Here is a 13,083-nt window from a genome sequence, read left to right as displayed (position 1 = left end):
ATCCGCCTCTCAAAGTTCCGGAGAATTCGTGGTCATGGCTACCGGAACGGCGAGTTTGGCACCGTCCTTGATCATAGCTGGAGCTACTTTGAGCGCAGCGCCGATGACCACGAGCCGGTTAGCTGATACTTATGACCTTGTAGTTCATTACGTACTCTGACCCATGCACGCCGTGGAACGTCCTGGCATGTTCACCAGTATCAGCCTCGTTTTCGCTAAAAGGTTCGGAGCCGAGCCTGTCGTCTTGGCCGAAGGTCTCGTCATCGAAGAGGCTGACGACCGTTTGGCCGGTGAAAGGGAGCTGCAGGAACATCGAAACCTCGGTGTCTTTTGACAGCGAGAAGAAGGACTCGCCTTCGTCCGGCCACCGCTGCCTACCGTCCTGTTGCAGCTTGATTTCATCAGTGAGAGAGTCATCGGGTGTCACGCAGCGGAGCTTCTTGACCAGCAAGATTGCCATGGCTTTTCCCTTCTGCTCTAGTTCCAGGGGCCACCACCTGGGTAGCGGCGCAAATGGAGTAATGGACGTCGCGGTTGTAGGAGACGACCTCGGAGAGGCTTGTCGCCGTCGTAGTGCTATACCCCCAAGTACGGGCTGCCAACGATTGGAGCCCTGCTGGGCCTTAATCAGTCTTCCGTTTACTCTCCGGTCGGCCAAGAGGCAGAAATACCCAGGTAATTTCACGCCCTCGCGCACCGCCTCCGACAGAACCTCGTCATGGTCGCGCGGCACATAGCCGGACAGCGCCTGCACCGACCGGGCGGAGCCGGCCGGGGAGCGGGCAGCGGAAGGATGGACCTCCAGATCGTGCGGCTCCCAATCCCCGATCGGCCTGCCCAGCCCCTCGTCCCGCGCGGGAGCTCGTGCCGGCACTGTACCGGCGTCGTCGGCCGCGGCCCGGCGCAGCTCCAGCAGTTCCTCGTCCGGCAGGCCGAGCACGCGGGCCATAGCTGAGACCGTGGGAGCTGTCGGCACCCGCTCGCCGGGGCCCCTCGGGGGCTGGTGAGTGGCCGTCAAGGTGCCCCTGAGGACCTCCGGCACCAGGGTGGAGCTCCCGGTGAACCTCCCGGTGAGGCACCAACCGGCCAACGTCTCTGTTCCCCCAGGTCAGCGCCCGTTCTCCAGTAGCGTGAAAACCCTGGCAACCCGGCCTCCTTCCTTCCTTCCTTCCTTCCCGCCCTGTCTTTGTGGTTGGCGGTGGACGGGGCAGGCGCAGCGGGCTTCTGCGCCTGCGGCGGGCCGGGTGTTCTTCCCGGCGTCCGGCTGAGCCGGCCGCAGGCCGATCGGCGGCCGCCAGGCCCAGCGTGCCGGGCCCGTGGCTGCTGCCAGCGCAGGGCACCGCAACTTCCGACCACTGCTCGCTGTCCATGAGTTCTGAGCCCGGATCCACCGGGCTGATTTCGGGTGATGGTTTCGGTGCTTCTGTCGGGGTGACCGGCTGGAGGGCGTGGGGTGTCCGCTGGTCTGCCCAGCTCTTCCACGTTTGCTCCGGTTGGGCCCTGGCGGGCGGGGTGGTCGGGTCTGCGATCAGCCCGGTGGTGCGTGGGCGGTGTCGAACAGGTCGGTGAAGGCGTGCTGCCAGGGCCATCGGTCGGGCAGGTGGAGTGTTGCCCGACGGGCTGAACGGGCCAGCCGAGCGGGGACGTTGACCAGGTGGGCCCGCAGGGTGGCGGTGGTCGCCCGGGCGTGGAAGGAGCCGGCGAGGCTGCCGGCGGCCCGCAGCAGGTTGTGGGCGATCGCCCACAGGGTCAGCCAGGCGGCGTTGGCCTGGAAGTTGCCGGAGGGCAGGTGGGCCAGGGCCGATCCCTTGCCGTCCGCGATGACCTGCTCGATCACGGCGTGCTGGCGGTGCTGCAGCTCGGCCTGGAGCATCTCGAACGGGTTGTCGGTGAACACCGGGTGGTAGCGCCAGGCCGCGAAAAGCTCGCCCTGCCCGGCTGTGACCTCGGTGTTCAGGCGGCGGACGCGGCGCACGACCAGGCGCGCGGTGACGTGCTCGGCCTTCTTGCGGCCGGTGAACGCGGTGTAGGTGGTCTCGGCGACCTCGGCGTCGGAGACCAGCTCGCCGGTGTCGGGGTCCACGAACGCGTCCGGGTAGCGGATCGCCGTCCACGCGGCCTCGTCGATGGCGCTGATCGCGGCGGCGACGTGCGGGTTCATCCGCACGGTCACGGAGAATCGGGCGTTCGCCCGGCGGCAGGCGGCCACGACGTCGGCGTTGTAGAACTGGCTGTCCGCGCGGACGATCACCGTGCCGCTCGCGCCGGCCTGCCGGGTGGCCGCGAGGGCCTCGGCGGTGAAGGGCCCGGCTCCGCGGGCGTCGGCCGCTTTGCCCCGCCGCAGCCGGACCGCCGCGATCACCGGGCGGGCCGACGGGGTGGAGAGGGTGGCGAGGATCGGGTGCAGGGTGCGTACGCCCTTGAACCGGCCGACCTCGGCGCCCTGCTTGGCCCGGCCGTAGACGCGTCGGTGGGTGGGGTCGATGTCCACGAACGCCACCCGGTCGACGTCGGGCAGCAGGGGGGTGGTCCGGGCCAGGCGGGCGAGGAAGTCCCGGTGCACCGAATGGAGTTGGCGGTTGTGCCCGTGGGTGAAGGCGTGCAGGAAGGTGCCCAGGGTGGACGGCGCTCGCACCCCGCCGAACAGTCGGCCCACCGCGCCGTGCCGGAGCCGGTCGGTGTCGTCGATCGAGTCGGCCCCGGCGCACATCGCCGCGACCAGCGTCATCACCTTCGCACCCGGATGGGCACCGGCACCGCTGCCGGTGCCTTCGATGCGCAACCTGTCGCCGACCAGGGCGGGCAGGCCGGCGCGCTCGGCCAGGCGGACCAGTGGGACCAGCCCCGCGTCCGCGATCAGATTCGACTCGTCGAACACGACGGAGACGGCCGGGACAGCGTGAGATGATTGCACTTACGAGATGCCTTGCTGATTGTGCGTGGTGGAGCCTAGAGAACTCCCATCATCGCAGGTCGCAAGGCATCTCTTCGTTCTGCGGAACCTCCCCGACAGCGATCGCCCGGTGGATTCGGGCTGAGACTCCGGCACAGCTTCAGCCTGATTCCACTGGACGGCTCGTGCGGAGGTGTGTCGGGCTGCACCGAAGTGTGCTGACCAGGGACCCGGGCAGCCGGGTGTACTGCAGACGGGCCGCATGACACGGAAGGATGAGAAGTGGTTGGCGAAGCCGCACGCATGTCCGGCGAGCCAGAGCGAGCTGCGCCGCGTCGACGGCCTGGTTCAACTCCGCGCCTGCCGCCTCACGAGGGCCCAGCACTTCAGCCAGCAGGCCCGATCAAAGGCACCGCGAGCGCCGAGACGGCGCCCCCAACCTCGTCGCAACCCGGCTCGCTCCATCTACCCTCGCCCCGGTCACTCCCGGCAGGCGGGACTTTCGGCGACGCACGGGACGGTGGTTCACGAGTGGCGACGTGAGCAGAGCCAGGACGGGATACCGCGCTCAGGGCCACAAGGATCGGGAGGCAGGACGAGAGGGCGTCTATTGAAGTTGAATTCGTGATGTCGGTCTGAAGGTGGTCAGCCGTCCATGATCAGGCCGGTGGAGGCGAGGCACCCGTCGATGAGGTGGGGTCGGTACTGGATCTGCTTCAGGCTGCGCCTGACGGCTCGGGCCAGCTGGTCGAGGTTCGCGGCGGCGAGGTTGCCGATGGTGCGCTTGACCAGCGCCCAGATGCCCTCTTGTGGGTTGAGGTCCGGTGCATACGAGGGGAGCTGGAAGACGGTCAGCCAGTCCTTGCTCGCCTGGACGAACTCCTGCATCGGCGGCATCAGGTGGGCACGCAGGTTGTCCCACACGAGCACGATCGGGCCGCCGAGCTGGATGTGCGCGCGGATGAGCAGGTCCCGGTAGTCCTGCCAGGTCAGGCCCTTCTTCTCACCCTTGCGGCCACGGTAGACGTGGAAGCTGTAGAACATCCGGGACCGCTGACCGGGCTTGTAGCAGCTCAGCCCCGCCATGGAGACCCGGCCGGCGCCCCGACCACGCACCCGCACAACAGGGGTGCAGCCGAGCCTGCCCCAGGTCCTGGCACGCGGCGGCCTCATCGACTGCCCGGCCTCGTCCTCAAAGACGAGCCAGGCCCCGCGGGCCGCCGCGGCGCTTTTACCCGCGGCCACGTGTCCTTCTTCCACAACTCAACGGCCGCATCGTCGCGCTCGATCGCCCGGCGAGCCGGCTGCTGCCAGGACCAGCCGTGCCGCTTGAGCAGGACCCACGTGCCCTCCACGGTGTAGGAGACGTGGAACAGCCGGCCGATCAACGTCTTCACCCGTGCCAGAGTCCACCGCTGGTCCTCCCAGCCGTGGGCCAGCGGCCCACGCTCCAACTCCCGCTCCAGCCGCGCGATCTGGGAATCGGACAGCTTCGGGCGACCGGGCGAGCCCTTCGAGGCGACTCCCGCTGCACCGCCCTCGCGCCACTGCCGGCGCCAGCGCTCCACCGAACGCACGCTCACCCGCAGCGCGGCCGCGATCTCCCGGTTCTTCTCGCCGCCCTCGAAGCGTTCCACGGCCTGCCGCCGGATCCGCTCCCGCGCGGCCCTCTCCGCGTCGGTCAAACCGCCGCCCTGTGCATACCTCACAGCACACAACTACCGGGACCGACCCTCCACCGGCAGGCGAACGCTACTGCTTCACCCATCCGAGCGACATCACGAATTCAACTTCAGTAGCACACTAAAGTGAGACCCCAAACAAACAACTTGACGTGCGGTGCCGCGCACCGCACCTGCTGGCTCATCCGGGCACGGCTCTCGGGGGTGGGTGAAGGGCTTAGTCCGCGCGTCCGTTTGCCCGGGGTTAGCCCGAGGAGCCCTGATGGAGCAGTGGGAAGAGCTGTCTGCTGAGGTGTGGAGCCGGCTACGGCGCATCACTGGTCGCGAAGATCTACCCCTTGTACTCGAACCCAGGGCCGTGGAGCAGGTCACGGAGCTGACTACGCTCCTCGCCAGCCCGAATATAAGCGTTCAAGTCTCCATAGACATCCGGTACCTGCTGGGTTGGATGCACTATTACCGATCCGAGGCGCTTCCACCAGGCGATGATGTGCAGGACCGCAACGCTGCACTCGAGATGCTTACCCCCATCTTCATAAGCCATCCCGAGGCAGTGGCCCCTATGCCTAAGGAGCTTTTACCCGCACTGGCGGCGCGGGCAGCACCTGCCGCAATCGACTTGCTACGCCGGGCAGAGGGATCCTCTGATCCGGATGTGCATGATTCGGCGGTAGGATTGTGGCGTCGCATGGCCGATGCCATTCCTGCTGCGAATCCCGTTTATCCCGCCATTCAGTCGAATATAGGCTATGCGTTGAGATCTCGCTTCGCGCGCTTCGGAGAACGAGAAGATCTCGAAGATGCGATGCATGCCGGGCGGGCCGCGGTGGATGCGACTGGATCCGAAGACCCCGATCGTGCTTTGCGTCTGTCGAATTTCGGAGCGATGCTGGGGGACCGGTTCGAGCGTTTTGGGGAACGGCAGGACCTTGACGATGCGCTCAGTGTGCTTCGGTTGGCGGCAGCAGTAGACGCCTCCGCACCCCAAGACAACAATCGCACTATCAACATACTTGCCAATCTCGGGCACCTTCGGCGAACACGTTTCGATCGATTCGGGAGCTGGCGCGACATTGACGATGCCATCAGTTCCTTTCGAGCGGCGGGAGCGGTGGGTGCCACCACCCATGAGGCCCCCGACCGCGACGCGGAAGTAATTTCTGATCTCGCCTATCTGCTTAGTTCTCGGTACGTGCGCATGGGAGGAAGACGAGATCTTGACGAGGCGATCGAATTGGTTCGGGCAGCCCTTTTGGCGACCCCTGCCGAAGATCCCGAACGACTCGCGCACTTGTCTGATCTCGAGATGATGCTGGGCCTTCGGTTTGCGCGCTATTTGGCTCCGGAGGACCTTGACGGTGCGGTGGAGGCCGGGCGTGAGTTGGTGGAATCCATTCCCGCCGAGTCGGTCAACCGAGCGAGCAGCCTGACGTCCCTCGGGGTCACGCTGGCGTTCCGGTTTGGGCAGTACGGCGAAAAGGAAGACCTCGACCAGGCGATTAATCTGGAGTGGGACGCTCTGAGGCTGCGCCCTGATGATGCTTTTCTGGTGGCTAATATCCTATCGAATCTCGGGTTGGCACTCAGAATCCGGTTCGAAGAATTTGGAGACCTGGACGATCTGGAGGAGGCGATTTATGCGCTGCGGGCGGCGACGAGGTTAGTGCCTGTCGAAGATCCTGATTATGCCAGCCTCTGCTTCAATCTCGGGATTGCTCTGCAAATACGGTATGAGCGCCAGGGGGAAGTCGCCGACCTTCAGGATGCCGCGTCGCAGTACGTGGCGGCGGCGAATGTGGAGCTTGCGAGGCCGAATACCCGTATTAAGGCAGCTCGGGCTGCCGCTGTGTTGAACGCGGAGTGGGATCCTCATGAAATGTCTGAGGTGCTGGAGACCGCAGTGAGGTTGCTGCCCGAAGTTGCCTCACCGAAGATCGAGTCTGGAGACCGGAATTACATACTCGGTCTATTTACGGGGGTGGCGTCCGACGCCGCCGCCCTGGCCTTGTCAGACACTCAAATCCCTGAATCTCAACGCGCTGCGCGTGCCCTGAGACTCTTGGAAGGTGGGCGCGCGGTGCTGCTCAGTCAGGCATTGGACACTCGCAGTGACATCACCGATTTGCGGGAGCAACAGCCTCGGCTTGCACAGCGGTACATCGAGTTGCGCGATCTGCTTGACCAATCTTCGGATGCCGGCATAGACCGTCATGTCGCTGTCGGGGATTTTCATGCCGTACTCGACGAGATCCGCAGTCTACCTGGGTTCGCGTCTTTCGCCCGTATGCCTTCTATAGAGGAATGGCTTCCCCAAGCTGCTTCTGGACCAGTGGTTTCCTTCAGCGTCAGCCCCTTTCGAAGTGACGCAATGCTGATGACCACTAACGGAATTACTTCCGTCAATCTGCCTCTCCTCGACATTGACACGTTGAAGGGTCAGGTCAAGACTTTTCATGAGGCGCTGGGCATGACCGGCGACACCAATGCTTCATTCTCAGATCGCAAACGGGCCCAAGGCATGGTCCGCGAGATGCTTGTCTGGTTGTGGGAAGCGGCAGCTGAACCAGTTCTTGATGCACTCGGCTATCGCGGCCCACCCTCAGATGACTGGCCGCGGGTGTGGTGGGCAACTGGTGGTCTTCTTGGCCTGCTGCCCTTGCACGCAGCGGGGCACCATGGCCCTGGATTAGCCGGGGAGTCGGTCATGGACCGGGTCGTTTCTTCCTATACTCCGACCATCCGCGCCCTGGACTATGCTCGGCGGCAATACACGGCTGCCTCCCAGACTTCAGCCGCCACTGATGATGTCCGGTCACTTGTGGTCGCCATGCCCACCACGCCTGGCCAACGGGCTCTGCCTTTCGCAGCCGAAGAAGCAGCCCTGCTGGCCAGCCGCCTTCCCTCTCCAGCGCTGCTGGTGGAGCCTGACCACTACTCGGTTGATGGCGCGGATAAGGCCGCGTTCGAAGCCCCGACCCTGTCCGCGGTGCTTGATGAGTTGCCGCGCTGCGCGATCGCGCACTTTGCCTGCCACGGCGCCCATGACACAGCCGACCCTTCCCGCAGCTATTTACTGCTGCATGACCACGCCACCGCTCCTCTGACCATTGCAAGTCTCGCGCCTGTCCGACTAGAACGCGCCCGACTGGCCTACCTGTCCGCCTGTCGAACTGCTTTCCACGGCACCGAAATGTATGACGAAGCCGTCCATTTGGCTGCAGCCTTTCAGCTCGCAGGATTCCCGCACGTTATAGCCGCTCTCTGGGAAATCTACGACCCCATTGCTATTACTATCGCGGAGTCGTTCTATGATCAGATTCGCACCAGCAGCACGGCACTGGAGCCCAGCCGCGCGGCCGTAGCCCTGCATCATGCCATACGAGCGCTTCGCGATAAGCACCCCAATCTTCCCTCCCTTTGGGCCTCCTACATCCACGCCGGCGCCTGAATCCCCAAGGCAAGGCGATGTGTGATGGGCAGGTGATGTCCGTGATCACTTGCGATTGCTTCATTCCTGAAGGCAACGCCAACGACCCGGACATCACCGTCCGGTTGCTATGTCGGGGGCGGCGCGGCTGGTGGTGGCGGGGCGAGGTGATTGGTGAGGGTATTGCCGATCTCGGAGGTTGCGGGGCCAGCATGGGGCAGGTGGAGTTGCTTTGCGAGATCGAGGACGTGTAGGCGGGCGGCAGCATCGATGAGCTGGGCGTAAGTGTCGGCTGCGGTGCGGGTCTGGCGCCAGGCCGTCACAGCAAGAGTGGCGGCGACGACCAACGCAGGCCACCACCAGACAGTAAGTGGGGCGTAGAGCACGGCCCAACCTGCCAGGGTCGTGGCGCGGGTCAAACTGGTGCGGGCATTGGTGATTTCGGTGCGGACCTCCTCCTCCACGCTGAGCCAGAGCGACGGCCAGGCCCACGTCAGGTCCAGGCCGAGCCCCTCCCGCAGGCGGACAGAGACGGAGTGGATACGGTCGCCGCTCCAGGTCGGACGGTCTGGGCGAGTCTCGGCGATGCGTGCGAGTTCGCGATAGGCGACGTCCCGCGCTGTGCGATCCGCATGGGTGTGAGCTGCTCCGGCTTTCGTGGAGTCCCTGATGTCTGGGTTTGTTACGATCCAGGCGTAAGGAGAACCACGAGCAATGCCAGCACCACGCAAGTACCCCGATGAACTCCGCGAACGTGCCGTACGCGAGGTCCGCTCGACTGGCCGTCCCGTCGCTCACGTGGCCCGTGACCTGGGCATCCACAAGGAGGCCCTGCGGTCCTGGGTCCGCCAGGCCGAGGCCGACGCCGGAGAGCGCGACGACCGTCTCACCACCGTCGAGCTCGACGAGCTGAAGGAACTCCGCAAGGAAGTCGCCGAGTTGAGGCGGGCCAACGAAATTCTCAAAGCCGCCAGCGTGTTTTTTGCCCAGGAGATCGACCGTCCCCGGACGAGGCCGAGCAGGTGATCGACCACCTGCGTGACGGCTTCGGGGTCGATCCCGTATGCCGGGTGCTGGACCTGTCGCCCTCGACGTACTTCGCCCGCAAGACGCGCCCGAAATCGGCCCGGCAGCTCCGGGATGAAGAGCTGATTGCGCTGGTCACAGCGGTGTGGGAGGACTCCGGTCGCACCTACGGCGCCCGCCGCATCACTCGCGCGCTGGTCCGGGCCGGGCACGAGGTGGCGCGCTGCACCGTCGAGCGGCTGATGCGCGAGCTCGGCATCGAGGGCGTCATCCGCGGCCGGCGGCGCCGTACCACGATCCCGGAGCCGGCCGCGCCTCGCCCGCCGGACCTGGTCAACCGCCGGTTCACCGCCGATCGCCCGAACCAGCTGTGGCTGGCCGACCTCACCTACGTGCGGACCTGGTCGGGCTGGGTCTACGTGGCGTTCGTCCTGGACGCGCACTCGCGCCGGATCGTGGGGTGGCAGATCGCCGACCACATGCGCACCGACCTGCCGCTGGACGCGCTGGAGATGGCGCTGTGGCGACAGAAGATCAAGAAGGACGCCGAACTCATTCACCACAGCGACCGCGGGTCGCAAGGTGGATTCAACTGGTCGTCGCAACACCCTGATCTCGGAGGGGTGCGGCGTGGCCACAGCGGACTGGCGTTTGAAGACCAGCGATGTTCCGGAGGGGCGGCGTCGGCAGTGGCGCGCTGACCGTGCGTTGCGGCCGGCGATGCGTTCGCCGGGACGGCCTGATCCGTCTCGGGTCGTGCAGCGCCAGTTCTGGCGCCTGATCGCCACGGGGGTCACGACGGTGGAGGCGTCACTGGCGGTCGGCGTGTCGTGGCCGGTGGGTGCGAGGTGGTTTCGTCACGCTGGCGGCATGCCTCCGATCTCGTTGGCCGAGCCCTCGGGCCGGTACCTCACGTTCGAGGAGCGCGAGGAGATCGCGATCCTCAGGGCGATGAGCAAGGGCGTGCGCGAGATCGCCCGCGCCCTGGGGCGTGACCCGGGGACAATCTCTCGCGAACTGCGCCGCAACGCCGCCACGCGCGGCGGCAAGCAGGAGTACCGCGCGACGGTCGCCCAGTGGAAGGCTCAGCAGGCGGCCAAGCGTCCGAAGAGCGCGAAGCTCCTGGGCAACGACCGGTTGCGTGAGTACGTGCAGGAGAGGCTCTCGGGGAACGTTCACCGGCCTGACGGGACGGTCGTCGCGGGGCCGCAGACGCCTCCGTGGAAGGGGCTGAACAAGCCGCACCGGCAGGACAGGCGGTGGGCGACAGCATGGAGCCCGGAACAGATCTCGCACCGGTTGAAGGCCGACTTCCCCGAGGATGAGTCCATGCGCATCAGCCATGAGGCGATCTACCAGTCGCTGTTCATCGAGGGCCGTGGTGCGCTCAAGCGGGAGCTGGTCGCCTGCCTACGCACCGGGCGGGCACTTCGAGAGCCTCGGTCGAGGTCACGGAACAAGCCGCAAGGGCATGTCACTGCGGATGTCGTCCTCAGTGAACGTCCTGCAGAGGCCGGGGACCGCGCGGTCCCGGGGCATTGGGAAGGCGATCGTGCGACACGAAGCTGCACGAGTTTGAGTGGACTGACCGATTGGAGGGGCGGCTGATGAGGCCGTAATTGCAGTCACGGGTCCGTGTCCGTATGACCCGTCCCCACCCTTGACGTGCGATGCCGGTAACGGCGTGGTGCGAAGCTCAGGGGAAAGCCCAAGGACTTCCGTTCCATCCGGAAGTTACCGGCAAGGGGAAGACCGGACGGGTGAACGCAAGTGAACTCTCGTTGATGCCTCGTGATCCCAAGCCCCGCCGATGGAAAGCACCAGCGGGGTGCATGGCTGGCCGCTGAGAAGCGGCAGGCGCTGGCCGGTAGAGGTCACTCCGGCCAGGTGGACACCGCCGCCTCGGGGTAAAGAGAGCACCCACCCCGGTCGTATCTCACTCGTGTGGAACGTGGAAACCCCGTTGGGGTCCGAGCCTGCGTGGCTCGGTCGGCCGACCGTGAGGAAGGCTCAACTCCCCAGCGGGAACAGGATGGCCCAAGAAGCCAATGCCGGAAGCCGAAAGGAAACGGGAACCCGGGGCAGCATGATCGGCCTCTCCGTCGATCGCCTCGCATAACCGTCCGGATACAGGCTGCTGCCTGGACCCGAAAGGGTGCTGACGTGGGCCGGGTGAGCCTGTGCGGACTCACTGGACGAAGACGACGGAACCGAGGGACAAGTTGGACACCAACACGGATGCGGACGGAGCGGTCCAGACCGTCCCGGCTGCTGCCGCGACGGTGAACGGACCTGAGGGCGAAGGCCTGGACTGGGCGTCGGTCAACTGGCGCCGCGCCGAGGAGGACGTACGGCGTCTGCGGCAGAGAATCTTCACGGCATCGCAGGCAGGGGACCTGAAGAAGGTCCGCAACTTGCAGAAGCTGATGCTCCGGTCCCGTTCGAACACGCTCTTGAGTGTGCGGCGGGTCACGGAGATCAACGCAGGACGCGCGACGGCGGGAGTCGACGGGAAGGTGGTACTGCTTCCCCAGTCGAAGGCCGCGCTGGCCCACTGGGTCCAGCACCGGGCCCGACCCTGGACTCCCCAGCCCGTCAAGCGGGTGTTCATCCCGAAACCAGGGACCACGAAGAAGCGCGGCCTCGGGATTCCCGTGATCGTCGACCGGTGCCTTCAAGCTGTGGCACTGGGCGCACTGGAACCCGAGTGGGAAGCGCGGTTCGAGCCGAAGTCGTACGGCTTCCGGCCCGGCCGCGGCTGTCACGACGCGATCGGGGCCATCTACTCCACGCTCAACGGGAAGAACCCGCAGCGTGTGTGGGTGCTCGACGCGGACCTGACGGCGGCGTTCGACCGTATCGACCACGCCCGGCTGATGGCCGCGCTCGGCACCTTCCCCGCCCGGGGACTGGTCCGGCAGTGGCTGAAGGCCGGGGTCGTGGACAAAGGTCGGTTCGCCCCGACCGAGGAGGGAACTCCGCAGGGCGGGGTGATCAGCCCGTTGCTCTTCAACGTGGCCCTGCACGGGATGGAGGAAGCCGCAGGGGTCCGCTACTTCACCGCCGGCCGAGACGCCGGCAGTGCGCAGAGCGGAAGCCCCGTGCTGGTGCGGTACGCAGACGACTTTGTCGCGATATGCACCAGCCGTGAGCAGGCCGAACTGGTCAAGGAACGGCTGGCCGCATGGCTGACGCCCAGAGGACTCGCCTTCCACGAGGACAAGACACGCATCGTCCACGCGGAGAGCGGGTTCGACTTCCTGGGGTTCAACGTCCGCCGGTATCACGGCAAACTGCTGATCAAGCCGAGCACAGCGGCGCAACGACGGATCCGGGAACAGCTGCACGCCGAGATGTTGGCCCTGCGAGGGGCCAACGCTGCGGCCGTGCTCAAGAAGATCAACCCCATCGTGCGGGGCTGGTCGGCCTACTACCGGACGGTGGTGTCCAGCGAGGTCTTCACGGCGCTGGACAACTACATGTGGACGCTCGCCTACAAGTGGGCCAAGCACAGCCACCCGAACAAGCCGAAGCACTGGGTCTCCAGCAAGTACTTCGGCCGGTTCAACAAGTCCAGGAAGGACCGGTGGGTGTTCGGCGACCGCGACAGCGGCGCCTACCTACTCAAGTTCTCCTGGACGAAGATCGTCCGGCACCAGTTGGTCAAGGGCAGGGCGTCTCCGGATGACCCTGCCCTGGAGCCGTACTGGGCCGAGCGGCGCCGCAAGGGACCACCTCTGCCGGTGGACGGTATGACCATGCGCCTGCTTCAGGCCCAGCACGGTCGCTGCCCAGCCTGCGGAGGGCTCCTGCTGCACGCCGACCACCCGCCGCGAAGCCCCCAGGAGTGGGAGACGTGGCGGGCCGTCATCAGGAAGGCGATCTCCAAGCAGTACGTCGCGTTCCTGGGCGGGAGCACGCCGGGCGATCAACGAATCCGTCTCCTCCACACCCAGTGTCAACGGCGGAACGGAGCCGCCGAGCCGACACGTCCCGCACCTTCGCCTGCCCGCGAGCCCACGGGGCTTGCTTGAGCCGTGTGCGGTGAAAGCTGC

Annotated in this window: 9 protein-coding genes and 1 pseudogene; 6 read left to right on the top strand and 4 right to left on the bottom strand. The window is 65.9% G+C overall.

The annotated features are described in order from the left end of the window. Positions 1–118: 118 nt before the first annotated feature. The 4 genes from OG689_RS42695 to OG689_RS42680 form a co-directional block, all read right to left on the bottom strand. Positions 119–949, bottom strand: a complete 831-nt coding sequence (locus OG689_RS42695) for a hypothetical protein (RefSeq protein WP_266328791.1) — start codon at positions 947–949, stop codon at positions 119–121. A gap of 579 nt (positions 950–1,528) precedes the next feature. Continuing rightward, positions 1,529–2,914, bottom strand: coding sequence for an IS1380 family transposase (locus OG689_RS42690; protein WP_266328790.1), 1,386 nt, complete (start codon positions 2,912–2,914; stop codon positions 1,529–1,531). 624 nt (positions 2,915–3,538) lie between these two features. Continuing rightward, positions 3,539–4,066, bottom strand: a complete 528-nt coding sequence (locus OG689_RS42685) for a transposase (RefSeq protein WP_266328767.1) — start codon at positions 4,064–4,066, stop codon at positions 3,539–3,541. Next, positions 4,063–4,602 carry a winged helix-turn-helix domain-containing protein gene (locus OG689_RS42680; protein ID WP_266328765.1) on the bottom strand — a complete coding sequence of 180 codons (540 nt, stop codon included), beginning with the start codon at positions 4,600–4,602 and terminating at the stop codon, positions 4,063–4,065. The genes OG689_RS42685 and OG689_RS42680 overlap by 4 nt, the downstream gene beginning before the upstream one ends. Positions 4,603–4,837: 235 nt before the next feature. Between OG689_RS42680 and OG689_RS42675 the strand changes: the two genes are divergently transcribed. The 6 genes and pseudogenes from OG689_RS42675 to ltrA all read left to right on the top strand — a co-directional run bounded on the left by OG689_RS42675 (position 4,838) and on the right by ltrA (position 13,062). Continuing rightward, positions 4,838–8,023 (top strand): CHAT domain-containing protein, encoded by a 3,186-nt coding sequence (locus OG689_RS42675; RefSeq protein WP_266328763.1) that lies wholly within the window; start codon positions 4,838–4,840, stop codon positions 8,021–8,023. A gap of 32 nt (positions 8,024–8,055) precedes the next feature. Continuing rightward, entirely contained in the window at positions 8,056–8,256 is a 201-nt protein-coding gene (locus OG689_RS42670; RefSeq protein ID WP_266328761.1) for a hypothetical protein, read from the top strand. A gap of 460 nt (positions 8,257–8,716) precedes the next feature. Further along, a complete protein-coding gene (locus tag OG689_RS42665) occupies positions 8,717–9,028 on the top strand; it encodes a transposase (RefSeq protein WP_266328197.1) in 312 nt (103 codons plus the stop codon). Beyond that, positions 9,025–9,729, top strand: coding sequence for an IS3 family transposase (locus OG689_RS42660; RefSeq protein ID WP_266328759.1), 705 nt, complete (start codon positions 9,025–9,027; stop codon positions 9,727–9,729). Before OG689_RS42665 ends, OG689_RS42660 begins: the two co-directional genes overlap by 4 nt. Before the next feature lie 169 nt (positions 9,730–9,898). Beyond that, a pseudogene (locus OG689_RS42655) lies at positions 9,899–10,579 on the top strand (transposase); the annotation flags it as partial. Positions 10,580–11,250: 671 nt separating this feature from the next. After that, complete coding sequence (gene ltrA, locus OG689_RS42650) at positions 11,251–13,062, top strand: group II intron reverse transcriptase/maturase (protein ID WP_323189265.1); 1,812 nt, start codon at positions 11,251–11,253, stop codon at positions 13,060–13,062. The last annotated feature ends 21 nt before the right edge of the window (positions 13,063–13,083 follow it).

Origin of the sequence: Kitasatospora sp. NBC_00240 (assembly GCF_026342405.1) — a bacterium.
GTDB lineage: Bacteria > Actinomycetota > Actinomycetes > Streptomycetales > Streptomycetaceae > Kitasatospora.
This window is presented reverse-complemented; position numbering and strand designations above follow the sequence as displayed.